This window comes from Citrobacter sp. CK206 (assembly GCF_030333125.1).
Taxonomy (GTDB): domain Bacteria; phylum Pseudomonadota; class Gammaproteobacteria; order Enterobacterales; family Enterobacteriaceae; genus Citrobacter_B; species Citrobacter_B koseri.
In genome coordinates this window covers 582,738-609,332 of record NZ_JAOWGM010000030.1, presented here as the reverse complement: position 1 = coordinate 609,332, position 26,595 = coordinate 582,738, and the positions used below count along the sequence as shown (strand labels likewise).

Annotated in this window: 24 protein-coding genes, 2 pseudogenes and 1 other annotated feature; of the genes and pseudogenes, 14 read left to right on the top strand and 12 right to left on the bottom strand. The window is 52.1% G+C overall.

The genetic code is table 11. The annotated features are described in order from the left end of the window. Positions 1-33: 33 nt before the first annotated feature. The 6 genes from trpL to trpA all read left to right on the top strand — a co-directional run bounded on the left by trpL (position 34) and on the right by trpA (position 6,702). Complete coding sequence (gene trpL / locus OGX81_RS20080) at positions 34-78, top strand: trp operon leader peptide (RefSeq protein WP_012905981.1); 45 nt, start codon at positions 34-36, stop codon at positions 76-78. Beyond that, positions 55-149 (top strand) — a sequence feature (Trp leader region). (Overlaps the previous gene by 24 nt.) A gap of 23 nt (positions 150-172) precedes the next feature. Continuing rightward, positions 173-1,735: an anthranilate synthase component 1 gene (locus OGX81_RS20075; protein WP_104868608.1), complete on the top strand. Its 1,563-nt coding sequence runs from the start codon at positions 173-175 to the stop codon at positions 1,733-1,735. Beyond that, the gene (gene trpD, locus OGX81_RS20070) at positions 1,735-3,330 is read left to right on the top strand and encodes a bifunctional anthranilate synthase glutamate amidotransferase component TrpG/anthranilate phosphoribosyltransferase TrpD (RefSeq protein ID WP_104868607.1); all 1,596 of its coding nucleotides are present in this window, start codon (positions 1,735-1,737) and stop codon (positions 3,328-3,330) included. Before OGX81_RS20075 ends, trpD begins: the two co-directional genes overlap by 1 nt. Before the next feature lie 3 nt (positions 3,331-3,333). Then, a complete protein-coding gene (trpCF, locus tag OGX81_RS20065) occupies positions 3,334-4,692 on the top strand; it encodes a bifunctional indole-3-glycerol-phosphate synthase TrpC/phosphoribosylanthranilate isomerase TrpF (RefSeq protein WP_286487638.1) in 1,359 nt (452 codons plus the stop codon). Between the two features lie 10 nt (positions 4,693-4,702). Continuing rightward, positions 4,703-5,896: a tryptophan synthase subunit beta gene (gene trpB / locus OGX81_RS20060; RefSeq protein ID WP_012132217.1), complete on the top strand. Its 1,194-nt coding sequence runs from the start codon at positions 4,703-4,705 to the stop codon at positions 5,894-5,896. Continuing rightward, positions 5,896-6,702, top strand: coding sequence for a tryptophan synthase subunit alpha (gene trpA, locus OGX81_RS20055; RefSeq protein ID WP_049009727.1), 807 nt, complete (start codon positions 5,896-5,898; stop codon positions 6,700-6,702). The genes trpB and trpA overlap by 1 nt, the downstream gene beginning before the upstream one ends. Positions 6,703-6,753: 51 nt before the next feature. Here trpA and OGX81_RS20050 read toward each other — a convergent pair whose 3' ends face one another. The 3 genes from OGX81_RS20050 to ompW all read right to left on the bottom strand — a co-directional run bounded on the left by OGX81_RS20050 (position 6,754) and on the right by ompW (position 9,337). After that, on the bottom strand, positions 6,754-8,223 hold the full coding sequence (locus OGX81_RS20050; protein WP_104868606.1) for a GGDEF domain-containing protein: 1,470 nt from the start codon (positions 8,221-8,223) through the stop codon (positions 6,754-6,756). Between the two features lie 74 nt (positions 8,224-8,297). After that, positions 8,298-8,573, bottom strand: a complete 276-nt coding sequence (locus OGX81_RS20045; RefSeq protein WP_104868605.1) for a hypothetical protein — start codon at positions 8,571-8,573, stop codon at positions 8,298-8,300. 125 nt (positions 8,574-8,698) lie between these two features. Further along, a complete protein-coding gene (gene ompW, locus OGX81_RS20040) occupies positions 8,699-9,337 on the bottom strand; it encodes an outer membrane protein OmpW (RefSeq protein WP_012132213.1) in 639 nt (212 codons plus the stop codon). A gap of 250 nt (positions 9,338-9,587) precedes the next feature. Here ompW and OGX81_RS20035 point away from each other — a divergent pair. From OGX81_RS20035 to yciA, 4 genes and pseudogenes are all read left to right on the top strand, one after another. Beyond that, a pseudogene (locus tag OGX81_RS20035) lies at positions 9,588-9,677 on the top strand (YkgJ family cysteine cluster protein); the annotation flags it as partial. Between the two features lie 25 nt (positions 9,678-9,702). After that, a complete protein-coding gene (locus OGX81_RS20030; protein WP_012132212.1) occupies positions 9,703-10,446 on the top strand; it encodes a YciC family protein in 744 nt (247 codons plus the stop codon). A 55-nt stretch (positions 10,447-10,501) separates the two neighbouring features. Next, positions 10,502-11,041: a septation protein A gene (locus OGX81_RS20025; RefSeq protein ID WP_012132211.1), complete on the top strand. Its 540-nt coding sequence runs from the start codon at positions 10,502-10,504 to the stop codon at positions 11,039-11,041. Positions 11,042-11,171: 130 nt separating this feature from the next. Then, positions 11,172-11,573 carry an acyl-CoA thioester hydrolase YciA gene (yciA, locus tag OGX81_RS20020; protein WP_012132210.1) on the top strand — a complete coding sequence of 134 codons (402 nt, stop codon included), beginning with the start codon at positions 11,172-11,174 and terminating at the stop codon, positions 11,571-11,573. A gap of 57 nt (positions 11,574-11,630) precedes the next feature. Here the strand turns inward: yciA and tonB are convergent, their stop codons facing one another. Then, positions 11,631-12,341, bottom strand: coding sequence for a TonB system transport protein TonB (gene tonB, locus OGX81_RS20015; protein WP_071259038.1), 711 nt, complete (start codon positions 12,339-12,341; stop codon positions 11,631-11,633). 224 nt (positions 12,342-12,565) lie between these two features. Here tonB and OGX81_RS20010 point away from each other — a divergent pair, with 224 nt between their 5' ends. Then, on the top strand, positions 12,566-12,862 hold the full coding sequence (locus OGX81_RS20010) for a YciI family protein (RefSeq protein ID WP_012132208.1): 297 nt from the start codon (positions 12,566-12,568) through the stop codon (positions 12,860-12,862). 49 nt (positions 12,863-12,911) lie between these two features. On the opposite strand, the gene OGX81_RS20005 is transcribed toward OGX81_RS20010, so the two are convergent. After that, complete coding sequence (locus tag OGX81_RS20005) at positions 12,912-13,085, bottom strand: YciY family protein (RefSeq protein WP_012132207.1); 174 nt, start codon at positions 13,083-13,085, stop codon at positions 12,912-12,914. Between the two features lie 142 nt (positions 13,086-13,227). On the opposite strand from OGX81_RS20005, the gene cls reads away from it, so the two are divergent. Further along, complete coding sequence (cls, locus tag OGX81_RS20000; RefSeq protein WP_012132206.1) at positions 13,228-14,688, top strand: cardiolipin synthase; 1,461 nt, start codon at positions 13,228-13,230, stop codon at positions 14,686-14,688. 34 nt (positions 14,689-14,722) lie between these two features. Next, complete coding sequence (locus tag OGX81_RS19995) at positions 14,723-15,052, top strand: HI1450 family dsDNA-mimic protein (RefSeq protein ID WP_012132205.1); 330 nt, start codon at positions 14,723-14,725, stop codon at positions 15,050-15,052. A 64-nt stretch (positions 15,053-15,116) separates the two neighbouring features. Here OGX81_RS19995 and oppF read toward each other — a convergent pair whose 3' ends face one another. The 6 genes and pseudogenes from oppF to OGX81_RS19965 all read right to left on the bottom strand — a co-directional run bounded on the left by oppF (position 15,117) and on the right by OGX81_RS19965 (position 22,160). Further along, positions 15,117-16,121 carry a murein tripeptide/oligopeptide ABC transporter ATP-binding protein OppF gene (oppF, locus tag OGX81_RS19990; protein WP_012132204.1) on the bottom strand — a complete coding sequence of 335 codons (1,005 nt, stop codon included), beginning with the start codon at positions 16,119-16,121 and terminating at the stop codon, positions 15,117-15,119. Beyond that, positions 16,118-17,131 (bottom strand): murein tripeptide/oligopeptide ABC transporter ATP-binding protein OppD, encoded by a 1,014-nt coding sequence (gene oppD, locus OGX81_RS19985; protein ID WP_012132203.1) that lies wholly within the window; start codon positions 17,129-17,131, stop codon positions 16,118-16,120. The genes oppF and oppD overlap by 4 nt, the downstream gene beginning before the upstream one ends. A gap of 11 nt (positions 17,132-17,142) precedes the next feature. Then, positions 17,143-18,051, bottom strand: a complete 909-nt coding sequence (gene oppC / locus OGX81_RS19980) for an oligopeptide ABC transporter permease OppC (RefSeq protein ID WP_012132202.1) — start codon at positions 18,049-18,051, stop codon at positions 17,143-17,145. A 14-nt stretch (positions 18,052-18,065) separates the two neighbouring features. Next, positions 18,066-18,986, bottom strand: a complete 921-nt coding sequence (oppB, locus tag OGX81_RS19975) for an oligopeptide ABC transporter permease OppB (RefSeq protein WP_012132201.1) — start codon at positions 18,984-18,986, stop codon at positions 18,066-18,068. Positions 18,987-19,109: 123 nt separating this feature from the next. After that, a pseudogene (oppA, locus tag OGX81_RS19970) lies at positions 19,110-20,741 on the bottom strand (oligopeptide ABC transporter substrate-binding protein OppA). A 771-nt stretch (positions 20,742-21,512) separates the two neighbouring features. Next, positions 21,513-22,160 (bottom strand): YchE family NAAT transporter, encoded by a 648-nt coding sequence (locus OGX81_RS19965; RefSeq protein WP_024130298.1) that lies wholly within the window; start codon positions 22,158-22,160, stop codon positions 21,513-21,515. Between the two features lie 477 nt (positions 22,161-22,637). Between OGX81_RS19965 and adhE the strand changes: the two genes are divergently transcribed. Next, positions 22,638-25,313, top strand: coding sequence for a bifunctional acetaldehyde-CoA/alcohol dehydrogenase (gene adhE / locus OGX81_RS19960; protein WP_049011363.1), 2,676 nt, complete (start codon positions 22,638-22,640; stop codon positions 25,311-25,313). Positions 25,314-25,479: 166 nt separating this feature from the next. Here the strand turns inward: adhE and tdk are convergent, their stop codons facing one another. Then, entirely contained in the window at positions 25,480-26,097 is a 618-nt protein-coding gene (gene tdk / locus OGX81_RS19955) for a thymidine kinase (RefSeq protein ID WP_049011365.1), read from the bottom strand. Positions 26,098-26,595 lie beyond the last annotated feature (498 nt).

The window sequence follows — 26,595 nt, the reverse complement described above, 5'->3', positions numbered from 1 at the left end:
AGTACGCAAGTTCACATGAAGAAGGTATCTGAGATGAAAGCAACATTCGTACTGCACGGTTGGTGGCGCACTTCCTGATTTCGGGCAGTGTATGACGTCTGCAATAAGCAACCAGATACCCGGCCCGCCAGATGAGCGGGCTTTTTTTTGAACAGAATGAATGAGAATAACGATGCAAATACAAAAACCAACACTCGAATTGCTTTCCTGCAATGCCGCCTACCGTGAGAACCCGACGGCGTTGTTCCATCAGGTTTGTGGCGACCGCCCGGCAACGCTGCTGCTGGAATCCGCTGATATCGACAGTAAAAATGATCTGAAAAGCCTGCTATTGGTCGATAGTGCGCTGCGCATTACCGCTTTGGGTGACACTGTCACTATCGAAGCGTTAACGGATAACGGTGCATCCCTGCTCCCGCTGCTGGATGCCGCGCTGCCCGCAGGCGTTGAAAATACAGCGCAGCCCGGCAACCGGAAGCTGCGCTTTCCCGCAGTAAGCTCGCTGTTAGATGAGGATGCGCGTCTGTGTTCGCTGTCGGTATTTGACGCATTCCGTCTGTTGCAGAACCTGGTGAATGTGCCTGCTGAAGAGCGCGAAGCCATGTTTTTCGGCGGTTTGTTTGCCTATGACCTGGTGGCGGGATTTGAAGCGTTACCGCAACTGGAAGCCGGTAATCGCTGCCCGGATTACTGCTTCTATCTTGCGGAAACGCTGATGGTGATTGACCATCAGAAGAAAAGCACCCGTATTCAGGCAAGCCTCTTTACCGATAATGAAGCGGAAAAACAGCGTCTGACGGCGCGCCTCGTGCAGCTGACGCAGCAATTAACCGAACCCGCGCCGCCGTTGCCCGTTACACCAGTGCCGCAAATGCGCTGCGAATGCAGCCAGAGCGACGAAGAGTTTGGCGCCGTTGTGCGTACCATGCAGAAAGCGATTCGCGCAGGAGAGATTTTCCAGGTGGTGCCTTCCCGCCGCTTCTCATTACCCTGCCCGTCACCGCTGGCGGCCTATTACGTACTGAAAAAGAGCAACCCAAGTCCATACATGTTCTTTATGCAGGATAACGATTTCACCCTGTTTGGCGCCTCCCCGGAAAGCTCGCTGAAGTACGACGCGACCAGTCGCCAGATTGAGATCTACCCCATCGCCGGCACGCGCCCGCGCGGTCGCCGTGCCGACGGCTCGCTGGATCGCGATCTCGACAGCCGCATTGAGCTGGAGATGCGCACCGACCATAAAGAGCTGTCTGAACACCTGATGCTGGTCGATCTGGCGCGTAATGATCTGGCGCGCATTTGTACTCCCGGCAGCCGCTACGTTGCCGACCTGACGAAAGTCGATCGTTATTCGTTCGTTATGCACCTGGTGTCCCGCGTGGTGGGTGAATTACGCAGCGATCTGGATGTGCTGCATGCTTACCGCGCCTGTATGAATATGGGCACGCTGAGTGGCGCGCCAAAAGTTCGCGCCATGCAGCTTATCGCCGGTGCCGAAGGGCGTCGTCGCGGCAGTTATGGCGGTGCGGTGGGCTACTTCACCGCGCATGGCGATCTCGATACCTGCATTGTGATTCGCTCTGCTCTGGTGGAAGACGGCATCGCCACCGTGCAGGCCGGTGCCGGAATCGTGCTGGATTCTGTTCCGCAGTCTGAAGCCGACGAAACCCGTAATAAAGCGCGCGCGGTTCTGCGTGCTATTGCCACCGCGCACCATGCACAGGAGATTTTCTAATGGCTGACATTCTGCTGCTCGATAACATCGACTCTTTTACTTACAACCTGGCAGATCAGCTACGGGCCAACGGCCACAATGTGGTGATTTACCGTAACCATATCCCGGCGCAGACCTTAATCGACCGTCTTGCGACGATGAAAAACCCGGTGCTGATGCTTTCCCCTGGACCAGGCGTCCCCAGCGAAGCCGGTTGTATGCCGGAGTTGTTGACCCGTTTGCGTGGCAAGCTGCCCATTATCGGCATCTGCCTCGGACACCAGGCGATTGTTGAAGCCTACGGTGGCTACGTCGGTCAGGCGGGCGAGATTCTCCACGGCAAAGCGTCGAGCATTGAACATGACGGACAGGCGATGTTTGCCGGTCTGGTGAACCCGCTGCCGGTTGCTCGTTATCACTCTCTGGTGGGCAGCAACGTGCCTGCGGGGCTGACGATTAACGCCCATTTTAACGGCATGGTGATGGCGGTACGTCACGACACGGATCGCGTCTGTGGTTTTCAGTTCCACCCGGAGTCCATTCTTACTACGCAAGGTGCGCTGTTGCTGGAACAAACGCTGGCCTGGGCGCAACAAAAACTGGAGCCGACCAATACGCTGCAACCGATTCTGGAAAAATTGTACCAGGCGCAAACCATGACCCAGCAGGAAAGCCACCAGCTTTTCTCTGCCGTGGTTCGTGGCGAACTGAAGCCAGAACAACTGGCGGCGGCGCTGGTCAGTATGAAAGTGCGTGGCGAACATCCGAATGAAATCGCTGGCGCCGCTACCGCGCTGCTGGAAAATGCCGCGCCGTTCCCGCGCCCGGACTATCTGTTTGCCGATATTGTCGGCACCGGCGGTGATGGCAGCAACAGCATCAATATCTCCACCGCCAGCGCCTTTGTGGCGGCGGCCTGTGGACTGAAGGTGGCCAAACATGGCAACCGCAGCGTCTCCAGTAAATCCGGTTCGTCCGATCTGTTGGCGGCATTCGGTATCAATCTGGATATGAACGCCGATAAATCGCGTCAGGCGCTGGACGACCTGGGCGTCTGCTTCCTGTTCGCACCGAAATACCATACGGGTTTCCGTCATGCGATGCCGGTTCGCCAGCAGCTTAAAACCCGCACCTTGTTCAATGTGCTGGGGCCGCTGATCAACCCGGCTCACCCGCCACTGGCGCTGATTGGCGTCTACAGCCCGGAGCTGGTACTGCCCATTGCCGAAACTCTGCGGGTACTGGGTTATCAGCGTGCGGCGGTGGTTCACAGCGGCGGTATGGATGAAGTGTCGCTGCATGCGCCAACCATTGTGGCTGAACTGCACGATGGTGAAATCAAGAGCTACCAGCTCACGGCGGAAGACTTCGGCCTCACCCCGTATCACCAGGAACAGCTGGCAGGCGGCACGCCGGAAGAAAACCGTGACATTCTCACCCGCTTGTTACAAGGTAAAGGTGAAGTCGCTCACGAGGCCGCTGTCGCTGCGAATGTCGCCATGTTAATGCGCCTGCATGGTAAGGAAGATTTAAAGGCCAATGCGCAAACTGTGATTGATGTACTGCGCAGTGGCGCAGCTTATGACCGGGTTACCGCACTGGCGGCAAGAGGGTAAATGATGCAAACCGTTTTAACGAAAATCGTCGCGGATAAGGCGATCTGGGTAGAAGCCCGTAAACAACAACAACCGTTAGCCAGTTTCCAGAATGAGGTTCAGCCAAGTGCCCGCCATTTCTATGATGCGCTGCAAGGCACGCGTACCGCATTTATTCTGGAGTGTAAAAAAGCGTCCCCCTCCAAAGGGGTGATTCGTGATGACTTCGACCCCGCGCAGATTGCCGGTGTTTATAAACATTACGCGTCGGCGATTTCCGTTCTGACCGATGAGAAATATTTCCAGGGGAGTTTTGACTTTCTCACTGTTGTCAGCCGTATCGCGCCGCAGCCGGTTCTGTGTAAGGACTTCATCATCGATCCTTACCAAATCTATCTGGCGCGTTACTACCAGGCCGATGCCTGTCTGCTGATGCTCTCCGTACTGGACGACGAGCAATATCGCCAGCTTTCCGCCGTCGCCCACAGTCTGAAAATGGGCGTGCTGACGGAAGTCAGTAACGAAGAAGAACTGGAGCGCGCCATCGCACTGGGTGCGAAAGTCGTCGGCATTAATAACCGCGACCTGCGCGATCTGTCGATTGACCTTAACCGTACCCGTCAGCTTGCGCCGAAACTGGGGCACGGCGTGACCGTGATCAGCGAGTCCGGGATTAATACCTATGCACAGGTGCGCGAGCTAAGCCACTTCGCTAACGGTTTCCTGATCGGTTCTGCGTTGATGTCCCATGCCGATCTGCACGCCGCCGTGCGTCGCGTGCTGCTTGGCGAGAACAAAGTCTGCGGCCTGACGCGCGGGCAGGATGCAAAAGCCGCTTACGAAGCTGGCGCCATTTATGGCGGGCTGATTTTTGTTCCCTCGTCGCCTCGCGTCGTAAATCTCGACCAGGCGCGCGAGGTGATAGCCGCCGCCCCCCTGCAATATGTCGGCGTATTCCGCAATACCGCTATCACCGAGGTATGTGAAAAAGCGACCACCTTGTCGCTCAAGGCCGTGCAACTGCATGGCAGTGAAGACCAGGCTTATGTCGATGCTCTGCGCGCCGCATTACCGGAACAGGTACAAATCTGGAAAGCGCTTAGCGTGGGCGACGCACTGCCAGCTCGTGATTACCAGCACGTTGATAAGTACGTTCTCGATAACGGTCAGGGCGGCAGCGGCCAACGTTTTGACTGGTCGTTATTGAACGGTGAAACGCTGGACAACGTATTGCTGGCGGGCGGATTAGGCGCAGACAACTGCGTGGAAGCGGCAAAAACCGGCTGTGCCGGTCTCGATTTTAATTCTGGTGTAGAGTCACAGCCGGGCATCAAAGATGCACACCTTCTGGCCTCGGTCTTTCAGACACTGCGCGCATATTAAGGAAGAAAACATGACAACATTACTCAATCCCTACTTTGGTGAATTTGGCGGCATGTATGTCCCGCAGATTCTGATGCCTGCCCTGCGCCAGCTGGAAGAAGCGTTCGTCAGCGCGCAGAAAGATCCGCAGTTTCAGGCCCAGTTTGCCGATCTGCTGAAGAACTATGCAGGCCGTCCAACCGCGCTGACCAAATGCCAGAATATCACCGCCGGCACCAAAACCACGCTGTATCTGAAGCGTGAAGATTTACTGCACGGCGGCGCGCACAAAACAAACCAGGTACTGGGTCAGGCGCTGCTGGCGAAACGCATGGGTAAAACAGAGATTATCGCCGAAACGGGCGCAGGTCAGCATGGCGTGGCTTCCGCGCTCGCCAGCGCCCTGCTCGGTCTGAAATGCCGTATCTATATGGGCGCAAAAGACGTCGAGCGTCAGTCGCCAAACGTCTTTCGTATGCGACTGATGGGCGCGGAAGTGATCCCTGTACACAGCGGCTCCGCCACCCTGAAAGACGCCTGCAACGAAGCGCTTCGCGACTGGTCCGGCAGCTATGAATCCGCGCACTATATGCTCGGAACTGCGGCAGGCCCGCACCCGTTTCCGACCATCGTCCGTGAATTTCAGCGCATGATCGGGGAAGAGACGAAAGCGCAAATCCTCGAAAAAGAAGGTCGTCTGCCGGATGCCGTGATTGCCTGCGTGGGCGGCGGCTCCAACGCAATCGGCATGTTTGCGGACTTCATCAACGAAACCAGCGTGGGTTTGATTGGCGTCGAACCTGGCGGCCACGGGATTGAAACAGGCGAGCACGGCGCGCCGCTGAAGCACGGCCGCGTAGGCATCTATTTCGGCATGAAAGCGCCGATGATGCAAACCGAAGAAGGGCAAATTGAAGAGTCCTACTCCATTTCCGCCGGGCTGGATTTCCCGTCCGTTGGGCCGCAGCACGCGTATCTGAACAGCATTGGTCGCGCCGATTATGTGTCGATCACCGATGACGAAGCGCTGGAAGCCTTTAAAACGCTCTGTCTGCATGAAGGGATTATCCCGGCGCTGGAGTCGTCCCACGCCCTGGCTCACGCCCTGAAAATGATGCGTGAAAATCCAGAAAAAGAACAATTGCTGGTCGTTAACCTTTCCGGTCGCGGCGACAAAGACATTTTCACCGTACACGATATTCTGAAAGCGCGAGGGGAAATCTGATGGAACGCTATGAAAACCTGTTTGCACAGCTGAAGGATCGCAAGGAAGGCGCATTTGTCCCCTTCGTGACCCTGGGCGATCCTTCCGTTGAACAGTCACTGAACATTATTGATACGCTGATTGAAGCCGGCGCCGACGCCCTTGAACTCGGCATTCCGTTCTCCGATCCGCTGGCAGACGGGCCGACCATCCAGGAAGCCACGCTGCGCGCGTTTGCCGCAGGCGTAACGCCTACGCAATGCTTTGAGATGCTGGCGCTGATTCGTCAGAAACACCCGACGATTCCGATTGGTCTGCTGATGTACGCCAACCTGGTGTTCAGCAAAGGGATCGACGAATTTTACGCGCAGTGCGAGAAAGTCGGCGTGGATTCCGTACTGGTGGCGGATGTGCCTGTTGAGGAGTCTGCGCCCTTCCGTCAGGCGGCATTACGCTACAACGTGGCGCCGATTTTCATCTGCCCGCCCAATGCCGATGACGATCTGTTGCGCCAGATAGCCTCTTATGGACGCGGTTATACCTATCTGCTTTCGCGGGCAGGCGTGACGGGCGCAGAAAACCGCGCCGCATTACCGCTGCATCATCTGGTGGAAAAACTGAAAGAGTATAACGCCGCGCCCCCGTTGCAGGGCTTTGGCATCTCTTCCCCGGAACAGGTTACAGGTGCCATTGAAGCCGGCGCCGCCGGGGCGATTTCCGGGTCAGCGATCGTTAAGCTCATTGAGAAAAACGTCGCAAACCCCGGGCAGATGCTGACCGAGCTGAAAGCGTTTGTCACGGCAATGAAAGCCGCGACCCGCGCATAATATTGCGCAGGCAACAGGCCCGATAATGCCATGCTTATCGGGCCAATCCCGTCATTCCCTCACCTGCTTCATTTTGTACATTTCGTTATCCGCATGCTGAATAGCCGTATCCAGATCGCGGGTTACTTCTGCGACGCCCCATGACACCGACAGCGGTACAACATGACCATCAACCATAAATGCATAATCATTTATCTGGCCGGTTATCCGCTCCGCGATGGCTATCGCGTCACCAATCTGCGCACGGTAAAGCAAAATAACGAACTCATCGCCGCCGGTACGAATCACCAGGTCATGACTGGTGCGGGTGTTAGAGAGCATTCTGTTGGCGATGATTTGCAACGCCCGGTCTCCCGCCACATGCCCCCAGGTGTCGTTGATGGCTTTAAACTTATTACAATCCAGCAGCACCACGCAGCTGCGCGTTAAATCCCTGCGCTTCACAATATCAAGGATCTTGCGGTTAAAGCAGCCCGTCAGCGAGTCGATATACACCTTCAGGTCGCTCGCGTTCAGCCAGAATTTTAAGCCGAGGAAGATCAGGATAAAAAAGAATGGCGCCAGCAGAATCGCAATCCCGGCCTGCGTGTCGTATCTGACGAACCGATGCAGAGAGAGCGAGGAATGGAACGCATATTTTGCAGACATTGCACGGATGGACTCCCCGGCGACAGGCTGGCAATCACCGCTCAGGCAGAGATTTTCCTGCGTGGGCGTATGCACCAGAGCCACATTAAGGCCGGGTGGAATATGATGTTCAAAGGCCTCCGTCAGCGCCTCCTGTAGCTCAGGTTTAGAATGGTCATACACCAGATACGCAACGATATGATCGGAGATCTCTTTTCCAGAAAGATCGTAAATATAACTGACTACGCTGTACGCTTTTTCATTCGTGATTTTGTCCGTATAAAAGTCCGTTGAACTGAGCGACTTGGATTTGACATTCTTTTGCAGCAGACGCGTATAAAAGCCCACGGGCGGTAAGAAAAAGTCGGTGATATCGCCCGCCATTTTAGAGTCGCTAAAATAGAAGGGTTTTGCATCTGCTGGCGTGAACCAATAAAAATAGCTGGCATCTTTGGCGATAATGTAGCGATGCGCGGCATAATCCCCCGGATTAAGGGTGTTCATCCGATCCCGAATAAACTCCGCCGCCGCAAACATACATAAAGCGTTAATATTGGGCTGACGGGAAACAATAGTGCCCGTTGCGGAATGGATCCGCGCCCGGTCGGCATTGATACCCCATGAATCCGCATCTCTGGGGGAAAACCTTGAGAGGTTGCCGCACTGCCCGGCATTTTTGATCTGGTGATAGCGAACCCCTGTCGCATCGGCGATGAGTTCGTTATCGTTGAAAATATCCATCATCCGCGTTTGCAGACGACTCATCCCTTCATTCACAACGGCCTGTCGTTGTTCGTAAATAATAAAGAGATACAGTGAAGTAAAAAGTAAAGTGATAAGCGCTGACATCAACAACGCCTGGCTATTTCTTAGGCTGTCCTGAACAATCTTCACTGAGGCACCTTAAGCCTGAATCGCGGGGCCGAATACGTTAGTAGATTTTGCTGATACAGTACAGTTTTCAGTGATTAATCATCTCCTTCAATCGGGTATCCCGCCCTGCGAATAGCCTCACGGCAGTCACTGACGCCAGCGGCGTACCCGGCTTCAATCTCACAAACCGGACTCGAACTGCAATAAGGTAAACGGACGGGCGTAGTAATATTCTCTTCCAGCGAATCAATCTTATGCATTGCATCCAGCAGCATACGCAGCGCCTGTAAAGTGAACTCAGTCTCTTCATCTCTGACTATCGATTCCAGGGTCGCGATTTTTTGTTGCAGAAGGGCTTGAGTTACTATCATCGTCAATGCTCTCAAAACAGGCTTGTTTCAAAGATAGCATCTCAGGGAGAGGTATGATGTTGAAATCAGCAGAATATAAAAAGCGGGCTGTATGACAGCCCGCTTTTTAGATGGGTCACATAAACTCAGAAACGATAACCGGCAGAGAACATAAATACCCACGGGTCGAGGCGGACGCTGTCATGCTGCTGGGCACCACCGAGTTTATAGCTTGCGGTAGTATCGATATCCATATACCAGACCGACATGTTAATTAACCAGTCCCGGTTAATCAGGTAATCCATACCCACCTGCCCGGCCATTCCCCAGGAATCCTTCAGACTCAGATCGGACAACCCTGTCTCTTTACCATTGTTGTTGAAACCTTCGTCAAAGAAGGTGGTGTAGTTTACACCTGCGCCAATATAAGGGCGCAGTTTGCTACTGGCGTCGCCAAAGTACCACTGCGCCATTAATGTCGGCGGCAGGTGACGCACGGTAGCGATATCACCGGTATCCCCTGTCCCAATTTTATGGCGGAACGGCGTCGCCGCCAGCAGTTCAATACCAATGTTGTCGGTTGCCATATAAGTAAAAGTCAAACCGAGTTGCGTATTGTTACTGACATCAAAACCGTTCAGACTCCCCAGCGTTCCGCCTGCCCCTTCCGTCGGTCTCACGGTCGCCGAGCCCGCACGGATAAAAAACTCACCGCTCTCATGCGCAAGCGCACTACCAGAGAGAAGAGTACTTACTGCCAGGGCTGCCACTGTTAACTTTTTCATATCCGCTCCATCGTTATGGTTATAAATGCGTCACGAATATACCTACAATGGAGTAATAAGTGATCCAATACAGATCACATTAGGCCCTGTAATTTAACCTTTATTGATCCAGATTAATTTAGAACTTGCATCTAAAATCCTGGTTAAAGCCGTTTGAATCAAATTTTCCGAATTTTAGTGATAAATGGCTTTTTTCAACCAGGCGGATGGATTGTAAAAGAGAGGACGGCTGGCGCTTTCGCAGCCAAAATTACCCGCGCTTTACAAAGATATGCTTTTCCATACACCCCGTGATGCTGCCACTGTAGAGTTATCCAGGGTACAATTGCCCGCAAATTAACACCTGCAAAACTCAAGGAGAGTGCATGTCTATCACGGCGAAGTCCGTTTACCGTGACACGGGGAACTTTTTCCGTAATCAATTTGTAACCATCTTGCTGGTTTCGTTGCTGTGCGCATTTATTACGGTGGTTTTAGGTCATGCCTTTTCCCCCAGCGATGCCCAAATCGCGCAACTCAGTGAAGGAGATCATCTGACCGGTAGCGTCGGCCTGTTCGATCTGGTGCAGAACATGACGCCGGAACAGCAGCAAATATTATTACGGGCTTCAGCGGCATCAACATTTTCAGGACTCATTGGCAATGCGATCCTGGCTGGGGGCGTTTTGCTGATGATCCAGCTGATTTCCGCCGGTCATCGGGTCAGCGCATTACGTGCTATCGGTGCCAGCGCGCCGGTTTTACCTAAATTGTTTGTCCTGATTTTTCTGACTACCCTGTTAGTGCAAATCGGTATTATGCTGATTGTCGTACCGGGGATTTTGATGGCGATTCTGCTGGCGCTTGCGCCGGTGATGCTGGTTCAGGACAAGATGGGCGTATTTGCCGCCATGCGCAACAGTATGCGTCTGGCGTGGTCTAATATGCGACTGGTCGCTCCGGCGGTGATCGGCTGGTTACTGGCGAAAACGCTCTTGCTGCTGTTTGCCCCCAGCTTTGCAGCGCTGACGCCGAATGTTGGCGCAGTGTTGGCGAATACGCTGAGCAATTTGATTTCCGCCATATTGCTCATCTATTTGTTCCGCCTGTATATGTTGATTCGCCAATAACCCTGAACGTGTTAAGGGCCAGTTTGCCCAAAACTTTTGATTACGGAATCGAAGAATGAAGCAGTTTCTTGATTTTTTACCGCTGGTTGTCTTTTTTGCTTTTTATAAGCTGTACGACATCTATGCGGCGACCTCCGCCCTGATTGTCGCGACAGCCATTGTGTTGATCTACAGTTGGGTTCGCTATCGCAAGGTCGAAAAGATGGCGTTGATCACTTTCGTTCTGGTTGCCGTGTTCGGCGGCCTGACCATTTTCTTCCACAACGATGAGTTTATTAAGTGGAAGGTGACGGTGATTTACGGCCTGTTTGCCGGTGCGCTGCTGATAAGCCAGTGGGTCATGAAAAAGCCGCTGATTCAACGCATGTTAGGGAAAGAACTGACGTTGCCGCAGCCGGTCTGGTCTAAGCTGAACCTGGCATGGGCCGTATTTTTCATCCTCTGCGGGCTCGCCAATATCTACATCGCGTTTTGGCTGCCGCAAAACATCTGGGTCAACTTCAAAGTGTTCGGTTTAACTGCGCTGACGCTGATTTTTACCCTTCTGAGCGGAGTCTACATTTACCGCCATCTGCCGCAGGAAGATAAATCCTGAGTTCTGTTTGCCAGACCGTCTGGTCTGGCATCCCCTTCACGCCAGCCTGGCGCGCGTTTCCCCTCTGTTCTCCCTGCGCAAATCATAGTAGCATTCGCGCCTGAAATCTTTCTTCACAGTCGGTTCTACAATGACAACAACAAATAACGCTCCTCAGGGCGAACTGGTTTTACGCACGCTGGCCATGCCCGCCGATACCAATGCTAACGGCGATATTTTTGGCGGCTGGCTCATGTCTCAAATGGATATTGGCGGCGCGATTCAGGCTAAAGAAATTGCTCATGGTCGCGTAGTGACCGTGCGCGTTGAGGGAATGAGTTTTCTGCGCCCTGTCGCCGTAGGCGACGTCGTATGCTGTTATGCCCGCTGCGTTAAGCGCGGCACAACGTCTGTCAGCATTAATATTGAAGTGTGGGTGAAAAAGGTGGCGTCAGAGCCAATCGGTCAGCGTTATAAAGCAACCGAGGCGCTGTTCATCTATGTGGCGGTAGACAGTGACGGTAAACCTCGCCCGCTGCCGGTTCAGGCATGAATTACCGGATAAGGCGGTGCGCCGCCTTATCCGCTCTACGATTTAAGGGGATCGCGATTACTCGATCTGCGTGGTGCCGTTCAGACGGAAGATGATATTAACCACTAAGCCCGACCCCGGTTTCCCTGCTTCATAGCGCCATCTGCGCATCGCGTTTTTCACTTCACGCTCAAACATGTTCGCCGGCTGAGCGGAAAGCACCTGAACATTCTCCACTCGCCCGTCCGAGGTGACGTCGAATTTCACTTTCACGCGGCCTTCAATACGCAACGCTTGCGCTCGTGCCGGATACTGCGGCTGGTTGCGGCTCAATGCGCGAGGCCCCGCAGGAACACTGACGGCCGGTTTGCTGGTTGCCGCTGCGGTATTCGTTGTCGGACGTGACGGCGCCGTATTTTCAAACGGTGCGGCCGGGCGCGGTTCAGCAGGCTTAACATCACGTTTAGGCTGCTCCTGAACCTTTTTCACCGGTTTAGGTTTTGGCTTCGGCTTAGGTTTCGGCTTCTCAATCACCACCGGCGCCTCTTTTGGCGGCTCAGGAACAGGTTCCGGCTCAGGTTCGACGACGGGTTCCGGCGGCGGCTGAACCGCCTGTGGTGGTTCAAGATCGGCAGGCGCGACCATTGTGATTGAGATCGGCTGCGCGGGCGCAGGCAGTTCAATAACCTGATGTACCGAGGTATACAGCAGACCCGCCACTACAGCACCATGAATGCCAACGGAAAGTAACGTCGGCCAGGGAAAGCGACGAGGTAAATCAAGGGTCATTGAAGTCATAATCGTTTCAGTTAAAAAACCAGGTCTCGATTTTAAATGCAAATAGCAATCATATTCAATAAGACATCACGGTAAGCCGCATTTAAAACGCAATATTACCGCAAAAAGTCCCTGTGTTATGCACGGTCTTAACAAAGTCGTTATCTTTGCGTTGCAGTTGAAAGACCTTTCCAATAACGTAATTAACGACTTTTACCGATTAAGGAGCTCTACCCGTGCTGTATGTCATTTACGCTCAGGATATCGCCGATTCTCTTGAAAAACGTCTTTCCGTCCGCCCTGCCCATCTGGCGCGCCTGCAACTGCTCCATGATGAGGGCCGACTGTTGACCGCAGGCCCTATGCCAGCCGTCGACAGCAACGATCCCGGTGCCGCCGGGTTTACCGGCTCAACCGTGATTGCACAATTCGAATCGCTGGAAGAAGCGCAGTCCTGGGCAGACGCAGACCCGTATGTGGCTGCGGGCGTGTATGCGCAAGTCTCTGTAAAACCGTATAAAAAAGTCTTTTAAATCAGGCGGGGCTGCATTCATGGGCACCGAATACGGTGCCCTGGTTGTATCAGATGCTGTGAATCGCAAACAATAACGTGTTACGTTGATGATTGAGAATGCATTTTCTGATTGAGTGGATACGCATATTACGACGCGATTGTCCTTCAAGCCAACGCGCTTTACGGCGGCTAGCCTGACGTTGCATGCGCCAGCGTCCCACTTCCGTTCTACTACGCTTCATGTTAACTACTCTTACAGTGCCAGAGCAGGCATTATACCCTCTCGTCAGGAGCAGACCAGCGCTTTTCCGGTGTTTTTATTTGCCAGATGAAGCCTGATGCGTAAACTCTTAACAATACGCTTTCAAAAGGATTTTTAAATTTATGACAACCTTCTACACAGTGGTGAGTTGGCTGGTCATTCTGGGGTACTGGATACTTATTGCCGGTGTGACGTTACGTATTTTAATGAAACGACGCGCCGTTCCCTCCGCGATGGCCTGGCTCTTAATCATCTATATTCTGCCGCTGGTAGGGATTATTGCTTATTTATCATTCGGCGAGCTGCATTTAGGGAAACGCCGCGCCGAACGCGCCAGAGCAATGTGGCCGTCCACCGCTAAGTGGCTGAACGACCTCAAAGCCTGTAAACACATTTTCGCCGAAGAGAACAGCAGCGTCGCTTCGTCACTGTTTAAGCTGTGTGAACGACGCCAGGGAATCGCTGGCGTTAAAGGCAATCAGCTGCAACTGCTGACCGACTCTGACGATGTGATGCAGGCGCTTATCCGCGACATTCAACTGGCGCGCCATAACATTGAGATGGTGTTCTACATCTGGCAGCCCGGCGGCATGGCGGATCAGGTTGCAGAGTCGCTGATGGCGGCGGCGCGACGCGGCATTCATTGCCGTCTGATGCTGGACTCCGCCGGGAGCGTGGCCTTTTTCCGCAGCCCGTGGGCGGCCATGATGCGTAACGCCGGAATTGAAGTGGTTGAGGCGCTGAAGGTCAATCTGATGCGTGTCTTTCTGCGCCGTATGGATTTGCGCCAGCACCGCAAGATGGTGATGATTGATAACTACATCGCCTATACCGGCAGCATGAATATGGTCGATCCGCGTTTCTTCAAACAGGACGCCGGCGTGGGACAATGGGTTGATCTGATGGCAAGAATGGAAGGCCCGGTAGCGACCGCGATGGGGATTGTCTACTCCTGCGACTGGGAAATCGAAACGGGTAAACGCATCCTGCCGCCGCCTCCAGACGTCAATATCATGCCGTTTGAACAGGCCAGCGGACACACCATTCATACTATCGCCTCAGGACCCGGCTTCCCGGAAGATCTGATTCACCAGGCGCTGCTGACGGCAGCCTATTCCGCTCGTGAATATCTGATCATGACAACGCCCTATTTCGTCCCCAGCGACGATTTACTGCACGCGATCTGCACGGCGGCGCAGCGCGGCGTGGATGTCAGCATCATCCTGCCGCGTAAAAATGACTCCATGCTGGTCGGTTGGGCCAGCCGCGCCTTTTTCACTGAACTGCTGGCCGCCGGAGTCAAAATCTATCAGTTTGAAGGTGGATTATTGCACACCAAGAGCGTGCTGGTGGATGGCGAGCTGAGTCTGGTTGGCACCGTGAACCTGGATATGCGCAGCCTGTGGTTAAATTTTGAAATCACGCTGGTAATTGACGACGCCGGATTCGGCGGCGATCTGGCTGCGGTTCAGGATGATTATATTTCACGTTCTCGCCTGCTTGATGCCCGCCTGTGGGTAAAACGGCCATTATGGCAGCGGATTACTGAGCGACTGTTTTACTTCTTCAGTCCGTTGCTGTAAAACGTGCCCAAGAGACGGTAAACGGGTAGTCATTATGGAAATGGATCTGAACAATCGCCTGACTGAAGATGAAACGCTTGAGCAGGCTTATGATATTTTTCTCGAACTGGCGGCAGATAATCTCGATCCGGCAGATATTATTCTGTTCAATTTACAGTTCGAAGAGCGCGGCGGCGCGGAGTTATTCGATCCGTCAGAAGACTGGCAGGAACACGTTGATTTTGACCTCAACCCTGACTTTTTTGCCGAAGTCGTGATTGGCCTGGCGGATAGCGAAGACGGTGAAATTAACGATATTTTTGCCCGCGTGCTGTTATGCCGCGAAAAAGATCACAAACTTTGCCATATCCTTTGGCGTGAATAAGAAAGACGTCGAGCGATCGGGCTGATGCCAAAAAAAAGGGCTGACATCATGTCAGCCCTTAAATTTATAGCGGGTCCACCTTCAGGCAGGAAACCGCATGCCTGAAACTGCCCTCCAGCACCGGTCGGGTTTTCGCACACTCCGGCCCGGCAATCGGGCAACGCGTGCGGAAAACACACCCCGACGGCGGATTGATGGGTGACGGTAATTCCCCTTCCAGCAACTGAATCGTCTTGTTCTTTTCCAGATCGGGGTCGGGAATCGGCACGGCGGACATCAGCGCTTTGGTATAAGGGTGCAGCGGATTATGATACACCTCATCGTAGGTTCCCAATTCCACCGCATGACCCAGGTACATCACCAGCACACGATCGGAAATATGCTTCACCACCGCCAGATCGTGAGCGATGAAGATCAGCGATAATCCCATTTCACGCTGTAGCTGTTGCAGCAGATTCACCACCTGCGCCTGAATCGATACGTCCAGCGCCGAAACCGGCTCATCGCAAATAATCAGCTTCGGCTCCAGGATCAGAGCACGCGCGATACCAATACGCTGGCACTGCCCGCCAGAAAACTCATGCGGGTAACGGTTAATCAGATTCGGCAGCAGCCCCACCTTCATCATCATCGCTTTCACCCGATCGCGCACTTCCTGGCGCGGCAATTTTGGATGATAAGTGCGTAATGGTTCAGCGATGATTTCTCCAATGGTCATGCGTGGGTTCAATGACGCCAGCGGGTCCTGGAAAATCATCTGAATATCGCTGCGTACGTCCCGCCATTCATCAGGTTTCATCCCCAGCAGATCTTTCCCTAACCACGCCACGCGGCCATCGGTTGCTTTCACCAGACCAATAATCGCCCGCGCAAAGGTTGATTTACCGCAGCCGGATTCCCCAACCACCCCCAGCGTTTCACCTTCATACAATCGCAGCGTAACGCCATCGACCGCTTTCAGGGTTTTCGCCGGCTGCCAGAACCACTGTTTGCCATCTTTGATATCGAAATGCACTTTGAGATCGGCAATTTCGAGGAGCACTTTTCTCTCCTGGGTCACAGCATTCATACCAGCTCCTCCACCGGTTTAAAGCAGGCGCGCAAACGCCCCGGACTGAACTCCTCCAGGGGTGGAGTTGAACTGCAAATCTCCATCGCATACGGGCAACGCGGCTGGAATGGACACCCTTTAGGCAAGCGCAGCAAATTCGGCGGGTTGCCCGGAATGGTCAACATCGTTTCCCCTTCGGCATCCAGACGCGGAACCGCATTAAGCAAACCGATGGAATACGGATGAACAGGCTGGTAAAAGACGTCGCGCGCCTTGCCGTATTCCATCGTACGACCGGCGTACATCACCAGCACCTTATCGCAAATACCGGCCACGACGCCAAGGTCGTGCGTAATCATGATAATCGCCGTGTTAAATTCGCGTTTCAGTTCATTAAGCAGCGTCATGATCTGCGCCTGAACGGTCACGTCCAGCGCGGTTGTCGGTTCATCCGCAATCAGTAATTTCGGCCGACACAGCAGCGCCATCGCAATCATCACACGCTGGCGCATCCCGCCGGAAAACTCATGCGGATACATCTTCATCCGTTTCCGCGCTTCCGGCATTTTCACCGCGTCCAGCATTCTGACAGACTCTTCAAACGCTTCAGCCTTGCTCATACCTTTATGCAGCATCAGCACTTCCATTAACTGCTCGCCAACCCGCATATACGGGTTAAGAGAGGTCATTGGGTCCTGAAAAATCATTGAGATTTGTTCAGCGCGTAGCCTGTTGAGTTCACGCTCCGGCAGGTTGAGAATTTCGCGGCCGTTAAACGTCGCAGAACCACCAATGCGGCCATTCGCCGCCAGTAGCCCCATCAACGCAAACGCCGTTTGCGATTTGCCTGAACCTGACTCGCCGACAATGCCTAAGGTCTCCCCGGCACGCAGCGTAAAGTTCAGGTCGTTTACGGCCGTCACATCGCCGTCGGGTGTACTAAACGTCACGCGAAGATCTTTCACGTCCAGCAGTGCGTTAGCCCGTTGTTGCGCGAGTGGCGCGGTTGAGGTTTCAATTACGCTCATGGCTGCACTCCTTAACGATCTTTCGGGTCGAGGGCGTCACGCAGGCCATCGCCGATAAAGTTAAAACAGAATAAGGTCACAACGAGAAAACACGCCGGGAACAGCAGCAACCAGGGTGAGACCTCCATAGAGTTCGCGCCATCGCTCAACAATGCGCCCCAACTACTCAGCGGCTCCTGCGTCCCTAAACCCAGAAAGCTGAGGAAGGATTCAAACAGGATCATGCTCGGCACCAGCAGCGATGCATAAACCACCACCACGCCCAGCACGTTCGGCACAATATGACGCACAACAATGCTGACCGTTGAAACCCCGCCAACCTGCGCCGCTTCGATAAACTCTTTGCGTTTCAGGCTTAACGTCTGCCCGCGAACGATACGCGCCATATCCAGCCAGGAGACCATCCCGATCGCCACAAAAATCAGCAGGATGTTTTGGCCGAAGAAGGTCACCAGCAAAATGACGAAGAACATAAACGGAAAGGAGTTGAGGATTTCCAGCAGACGCATCATTACGGAGTCAATTTTGCCGCCAAGATAGCCGGACAGCGACCCGTACAGCGTACCGACAACCACCGCCACCAGCGCGGCAGCAATGCCGACCATCAGCGAGATTCGCCCGCCTATCGCCACACGAACCAGCAGATCGCGCCCGGAGGAGTCCGTACCAAAATAGTGGCCCGACTCCATATCCGGCGCGCTGGACATCATGCCCCAGTCGGTATCGAAATAGGTGAACTGCGACAGCATCGGCGCCAGTGTGACAAACAGCGCGATAATGACCAGAACGACAAGGCTGGCCACCGCCGCGCGGTTATGCATAAAACGACGGCGAGCATCCTGCCACAGGCTGCGCCCTTCAACCTCCAGCTTCTCACTGAAATTCTCCAGCGTCTCGCTGTTTTTCTTACTTAACATCATAGCGAGCTCCAGTATCAGTAACGAATTTTCGGGTCGATAACGGCGTACAGCACATCGACAATCGCATTAAACAGAATGGTGAGCGTACCGACGAGAATGGTCAGACTCAGCACCAGCGAATAGTCACGGTTCAGCGCCCCATTCACGAAAAGTTGCCCGATCCCCGGCAAACCATAAATCGTCTCGATAACCATTGAACCCGTAATGATACCGACAAAGGCCGGGCCCATATAAGACAGTACGGGTAACAACGCCGGTTTTAAGGCATGACGGAAGATAATCCGGCGCATCGGCAAACCTTTTGCGCGCGCGGTACGGATAAAGTTGGAGTGCAACACTTCAATCATGGAGCCACGGGTAATACGGGCGATACTGGCGATATAGGCGAGCGACAGCGCGACCATCGGCAAAATCATAAATTTCAGCGCCCCGCCATTCCAGCCGCCGCCGGGCAGCCATTTTAAGGTGATGGCAAATATCATGACTAATAAGGGGGCGACCACGAAACTGGGAATCACGACCCCGGTCATTGCCACCCCCATCACCGTATAATCCCAGCGCGTATTTTGTTTCAGCGCCGCAATCACGCCCGCGCTCACGCCAATAATAACGGCAAGGAAAAAGGCGGCTGCACCCAGCTTCGCCGAAACCGGGAAACTCGATGCCACCAGATCGTTGACCGTATAGTCCTTATATTTAAACGAAGGCCCAAAATCGCCATGCGCCAGTTGTTTCAGATAGCTGAAGTACTGCGTCATGATGGGATCATTAAGATGGTATTTCGCTTCGATATTCGCCAGCACTTCCGGCGGTAATGCGCGCTCTCCGGTGAAAGGGCTTCCCGGTGCGAGACGCATCATAAAGAACGAAATCGTAATAAGTATAAAAAGCGTCGGAATCGCTTCCAGACAGCGACGTAAAATAAATTTTAACATTGCCCGTACCTTCTGGCGTGTGCCTTTACATCTCGTCATTCAGACGCACTGAAAGAGAGATGTTTATAGTGCGATGAAAATAAGACACTGTGGGGCAAAACACATTTGCCCCACGCTTTGCCATTAATGCTTGATAATATACAAGTTCTTAACGTAGATATTATCCATCGGGTCTTTACCGGTATAGCCGCCTACCCACGGTTTCACCAGACGCGCGTTCACATAGTAATAGAGCGGCACAATCGCAGAATCTTTATCAAGCTGCTGTTCCGCTTTGGCATACAACTCGGTGCGTTGTGCTTCGTCGGTCACTTTCAGCGTATCGGCAATCAGCTTGTCAAACTCCGGGCTCTTATAGTGAGCGGTGTTGTTTGAGCTGTCGGACAGCATGGTGTTCAGGAAGGACGTCGGTTCATTGTAGTCTGCGCACCAGCCCGCACGCGCGACATCAAACGTCCCCTGATGACGGGTATCAAGGAAGGTTTTCCACTCCTGGTTTTCCAGCTTCACGTTGGCGCCCAGGTTTTTCTTCCAGATTGATGCGACCGCGATCGCCAGTTTTTTATGCAGATCGGAGGTGTTGTACAGCAGGTCAAACGTTAACGGCTTATCGGCGGTATAACCGGCTTCCGCCAGCAGTTTTTTCGCTTCTTCGTTACGTTTTTCCTGTGACCATGTGAACCACTCAGGCTCAACCAGTTTCGCGCCATCGGTATACGGAGGGGTGTAGCTGTAGGCTGGCAAATCGCCCTAGTTCTTCACTTTATTAACGATAATGTCGCGATCCATCGCCAGTTTCAGCGCGGTGCGAACGCGCACGTCGTTAAACGGCGCTTTCTGGTTATTAATTTCGTAATAGTAAGTGCACAGATACGGGTCAACGCGCACTTCATTTGGGATCTCTTTTTTCAGCTTCTGGAATAACTCAATCGGCATGTTGTTATAGGTCATGTCGATTTCACCGCTGCGATAGCGGTTCACATCCGTCACTTCAGAAGAGATTGGCAGATAAGTCACCTGGTTGATAACCGTTTTATCGTTATCCCAGTACTGGGTATTACGTTCCAGAACAATCCGCTCGTTGACGACCCAGTTTTTGAGTTTATACGCGCCGTTGGTCACGATATTCGCAGGTTGGGTCCATTTCTCGCCAAATTTTTCCACAGCCGCTTTAGGAACCGGAGAAACGGACGGGTGAACCAACAGTTTGTAGAAATAAGGCACCGGTTCGCTCAGCGTCACTTCGAACGTATTATCGTCGATGGCTTTTACGCCGAGATCGGTCGCCGGTTTTTTGCCCGCAATAATGTCATCGATATTCGCGATGTGCCCGTATTGCAAATAGCTGGCATACGGTGATGCGGTATTCGGATTCGCCAGGCGCTGCCAGCTATATACAAAATCGTGCGCGGTAACAGGCGTGCCGTCTGACCATTTTGCGTTTTTACGCAGATGGAATGTCCAGACTTTAAAATCTTTATTTTCCCACTTTTCAGCGACGCCCGGTGACGGGTGGCCTTCAACGTCGCTGATCAGTAAACCTTCAAACAGGTCGCGGCTGACGTTTGACTCCGGGACACCCTCAATTTTATGTGGGTCGAGAGACTGAACTTCAGAACCATTATTGCGAACCAGCGTCTGCTTGTCAGACAGCTGAACACCCGCCGGGACATCTGCGGCCATTGCGACATTCCCGCCGATTAGCGCAGTTAAAATCCCCGCCGCCAGCAAACTTTTTTTTGTGATGTTGGACATTGTGTTTGTACTCCACTCATTATAATTACTGGTTTTCTTAACCAGCCTGTTTAATCCCGTTAGGGTCCTGTACAGCACTGGAGATTTTGCTGCTGCCAGGTCGTTTACTGCTTTGCTATCACCGACTTTATTTATTCTGACGATTCGTACGATCGCCTTACGTCGATTCCGTATCCGCCTCCCCTGTCAGAGACGGACATTTATTCTGTCTGGTGCAAGAAGCTTATTGAAAATAATTCTCATCACCGCAAAATCTTCTGCAAAATATCTGGCCGGAAAGTACCAAATGCGTTTCTTAACCGCCAATACATTTTACAGATTTGTTAACTAATTCTCTTTTACGGAAAAATTTTTGACCAGAAAGACATCTCCAAAAGAGACGTTTAGGAAAAATTATTTGCCCAGTCAATACGTTAACTACTCACCCACAGTCTGACCTCGTTCTGTTGCTGCCGTCAGGCAAAAATGCACATAAATTTAACAATTGGTTATTATTTAGCACATTCATCTGAGAGAGCGTTGAAATAACTAATAACATTTCGATAATCCTTCATCAAGCCCCAGAGTATGATGTTAAGAAAATAACAGGCGGCATAACGGCAGGCGTGAGTGTTATTAGAATAATTTATAATAGAATCAATAACAAAGAGGCATAAACATTATCAGCATCTTTTATTATTTCAACGCTGAATTTCAACTTTAGTGAGAAGATTTACTGATAATGAAAAAGAAACGGAGCCTGAAGCGGCTCCGTTTTATCGGTCAGAGTCGTTAATTCAGTAAACCGGGGAAAATCGCTTTAATCCCCGTAACAATGAATTCAATGCCCAACGCCATCAGCAACAAGCCCATAATACGCGTAATGACGTTGATGCCCGTTTGCCCCAATAAACGCACCAGCCAGGGCGCCATGCGGAACACCCCCCAACAACAGAACGCAAACAGAGCGATGGCCACAGAGAAGCCGATTAAATGCATAATGGTGTGGTAACGCGTTCCCCACACAATCGTCGAACTAATGGCCCCCGGCCCTGCCATTAATGGTAAGGCCAGCGGAACCACGCCAATACTTTCGCGAATGGCGGTCTCTGATTTTTCCTGTTTGTTTTGCTTATCTTCACCCAGCTTCCCGCTGATCATCGACATCGCGATCGTCACCACCAGAATCCCACCGGCAATTCTGAACGAATCGATCGAAATGCCGAAGAGTTGCAAAATGCCATCTCCGAGAAAGAGCGAAATCCACAAAATGATGGCTACCGACAGGTTTGCCGTGAGATTTGTTTTGTTGCGCGCCGCTGCCGTCTGGTAGCTGGTCATGCTGATAAAGACGGGGATAATCCCTACCGGGTTTACCAGCGCAAATAACCCTATGAAAAACTTGGAATAAACAGGAAAATCAAAAAGCGTTTGGGTCACGGTTAGCTCCGAAACGTTGGCCGGATAAATGATGTCGATAAAAATGGTGAAAAACGCGCTGAAGATACGCCTTTTGTCAGCATATTTCACCTCCTGACTGCTTGAAATTACGACTATTTCTCGGTGTTATAAATATGTGTAGATTATGCTAACTTCACCTCTATTCATCACCACTATTTATTAACACTTGGCGGAAATGGCTTAAATGGGCTGCTGAAAGGTGTCAGCTTTGCTTAAATTTGATCTGGATCACGCAATTACTACTCAGAAGTGAGTAACCTTGCTTACGCCACCTGGAGGTAACGCGTTAGAGTTAGATAACGCTATCGCTTAAGCTCTTTTAGTAAATCAGAGCGAAATGGACGTTAAGTAACCGTTTGATTTTCAGACTGTTATACAAACTTTCGTCAATCTGTCTATACTCTCGTATCGAGCAGATGATTTACTAAAAAAGTTTAACATTATCAGGAGAGCATTATGGCTGTTACTAATGTCGCTGAACTTAACGCACTCGTAGAGCGTGTGAAAAAAGCCCAGCGTGAATATGCCAGTTTCACTCAAGAACAGGTTGACAAAATCTTCCGCGCCGCCGCTCTGGCTGCCGCAGATGCTCGAATTCCCCTCGCTAAGATGGCCGTTGCCGAATCCGGCATGGGTATCATCGAAGATAAAGTGATTAAAAACCACTTCGCCTCCGAATACATCTATAACGCCTATAAAGATGAAAAAACCTGTGGTGTGTTGTCTGAAGACGATACCTTCGGAACTATCACCATTGCTGAACCGATTGGTATCATCTGCGGTATCGTACCGACCACTAACCCGACGTCTACTGCGATCTTTAAGTCTCTGATTAGCCTGAAGACGCGTAACGCAATCATCTTCTCTCCGCATCCGCGTGCCAAAGATGCAACGAACAAAGCGGCTGACATCGTTTTGCAGGCGGCTATCGCTGCGGGCGCGCCGAAAGACCTGATTGGCTGGATCGATCAACCTTCCGTTGAACTGTCTAACGCGCTGATGCACCACCCTGATATCAACCTGATCCTGGCGACAGGCGGTCCGGGCATGGTTAAAGCTGCATACAGCTCTGGTAAACCGGCTATCGGCGTTGGTGCAGGTAACACGCCGGTTGTTATCGACGAAACAGCAGATATCAAACGTGCTGTGGCTTCCGTACTGATGTCCAAAACCTTCGATAACGGCGTAATCTGTGCATCTGAACAGTCCGTTGTTGTTGTTGACTCCGTTTATGACGCAGTTCGCGAACGTTTCGCCAGCCACGGCGGCTACCTGCTGCAAGGCAAAGAGCTGAAAGCCGTTCAGGACGTTATCCTGAAAAATGGCGCGCTGAACGCGGCTATCGTTGGTCAACCGGCATATAAAATTGCTGAACTGGCTGGCTTCACCGTACCAGAAACCACTAAGATTCTGATCGGCGAAGTAACGGCTGTTGATGATAGCGAACCGTTCGCTCACGAAAAGCTGTCTCCGACGCTGGCAATGTATCGCGCTAAAGACTTCGAAGACGCTGTTGATAAAGCAGAAAAACTGGTTGCAATGGGCGGTATCGGTCATACCTCCTGTCTGTACACCGACCAGGACAACCAGCCAGAACGCGTTGCTTACTTCGGTCAGATGATGAAAACCGCGCGTATCCTGATTAACACCCCGGCTTCTCAGGGTGGTATCGGCGACCTGTATAACTTCAAACTCGCACCTTCCCTGACTCTGGGTTGTGGTTCCTGGGGTGGTAACTCCATCTCTGAAAACGTTGGTCCGAAACACCTGATCAACAAGAAAACCGTTGCTAAGCGAGCTGAAAACATGTTGTGGCACAAACTTCCGAAATCTATCTACTTCCGCCGTGGCTCTCTGCCAATCGCGCTGGATGAAGTGATTACTGATGGCCACAAACGTGCGCTCATCGTGACCGACCGTTTCCTGTTCAACAATGGCTATGCTGACCAGATCACCTCCGTGCTGAAAGCGGCTGGCGTTGAAACTGAAGTCTTCTTTGAAGTTGAAGCTGATCCGACGCTGACTATCGTTCGTAAAGGCGCAGAGCTGGCGAACTCCTTCAAACCAGACGTGATCATCGCGCTGGGCGGCGGCTCCCCGATGGATGCGGCGAAAATCATGTGGGTCATGTACGAACATCCTGAAACCCACTTCGAAGAACTGGCGCTGCGCTTTATGGACATCCGTAAACGTATCTACAAGTTCCCGAAAATGGGCGTGAAAGCGAAAATGGTCGCAATCACTACCACTTCCGGTACCGGTTCTGAAGTAACGCCGTTTGCTGTTGTTACCGACGATGCGACCGGTCAGAAATATCCGCTGGCAGACTATGCGCTGACGCCGGATATGGCGATTGTCGATGCGAACCTGGTTATGGACATGCCGAAGTCCCTGTGTGCGTTCGGTGGTCTGGATGCGGTCACTCACGCACTGGAAGCCTACGTTTCCGTACTGGCATCTGAGTTCTCTGACGGTCAGGCTTTGCAGGCACTGAAACTGCTGAAAGAAAATCTGCCAGCGTCCTACCACGAAGGGTCTAAAAACCCGGTAGCGCGTGAACGCGTTCACAGTGCAGCGACTATCGCCGGTATCGCGTTTGCAAACGCCTTCCTGGGTGTGTGCCACTCTATGGCGCATAAACTGGGTTCTCAGTTCCACATTCCGCACGGTCTGGCAAACGCCCTGCTGATTTGTAACGTTATCCGTTACAACGCGAACGACAACCCGACCAAGCAGACTGCGTTCAGCCAGTATGACCGTCCGCAGGCTCGCCGTCGCTATGCAGAAATCGCCGACCATCTGGGTCTGAGCGCACCGGGCGACCGTACTGCCGCTAAGATCGAGAAACTGCTGGCATGGCTGGAAAGCGTGAAAGCGGAGCTGGGTATTCCTAAGTCTATCCGTGAAGCTGGCGTGCAGGAAGCTGACTTCCTGGCTCATGTAGACAAGCTGTCTGAAGATGCATTCGATGACCAGTGCACCGGCGCTAACCCGCGTTACCCGCTGATCTCCGAGCTGAAACAGATTCTGCTGGATACCTACTACGGCCGTGAATTCACTGAAGGTGAAGTTGCTGCGAAGAAAGAAGCTACCGCACCGAAAGCTGACAAGAAAGCGAAGAAATCTGCTTAATTCGTTAGCCCAGGCGACATTCTGAAAAAGCCCCCGTCTTCGGGGGCTTTTTTTTGCCTGATGGCGGCACAAGCGCCTTATCAGGCCTACAGGTTCTGCGTAATGTTGTAGAGGGGTTGCCTGATGGCAGCGCAAGCGCCTTATCAGGCCTACAGAACGCACGCAATCACGCGTGGCGGTGTTTCTCCTGAATCGACGTCAGGGAGCCTTCGGCAAGGGCTTCTTTGTAATGCTTGCGGCATACGGAGACATAACGCTCGTTCCCACCAATCACAACCTGCTCCCCTTCATTATAAGGTCTGCCAGACTGATCAAGACGCAATACCATGCTTGCCTTACGGCCACAGAAACAGATTGTCTTTAATTCGACGAGTTTATCTGACCACGCGAGTAAGTATTGGCTGCCGCCAAATAACTCGCCACGAAAATCAGTACGCAACCCGTAACACAACACCGGAATATCCAGTTGGTCAACAACCTCAGATAATTCGTACACCTGCTGGCGAGTCAAAAACTGACACTCATCAACCAGAACGCAATGTATTGTCTGTTGCGCATTCTCGGCGCGAATCTCTTCAAACAACGATGAATTTTGGTTAAACAATTTTGCTGGCGAGGAGAGACCGATACGCGAACTGACTTTACCGGCGCCGAAGCGGTCATCAATTTCCGCTGTATATACAACGGTACGCATCCCGCGTTCCTGATAATTGTATGAAGATTGCAGCAATGCAGTCGACTTACCCGCATTCATTGCCGAATAGTAGAAATATAGCTGTGCCATTGGCAGCAGGCCCTCACCTGGCTGAAATAAAGATTGGGCGGGATTGTATCATAATTTACCGGCATGTCGGGGGCGCCTCGTCACGCCTCCAGTATAAAGAATTGAGCAAACATCGTTCGGTTATACACATTCCTTCACAAATTGTGCCTAAGATATTCATCAATGCTGCTTATCATCTCATCGCATAACCGGGCGCTCATACTTATTGTTACGCTTCCTCATAAATGTGGCAACGTATTAGGACTTTCCCGTAAGGGAAACTAATACAAAAGGTTGAAATTACTGCAATGACAGCCTATTCCACCCTGATAAAATGTGACTAAAATCCTGGAATTTTAACGTTATGCCATGAGTAACCTCGTTGCCAATAAGCTCTTTTTTGTGCGGTTCTTCAAGAAAAATTTAAGATGGGATAATTAATATCTGTACTTAATAAAGAGCAATTTTGAATTCCTTACATTCCAGGCTATTGCACATCTGAATTTATCGCTCTATTAT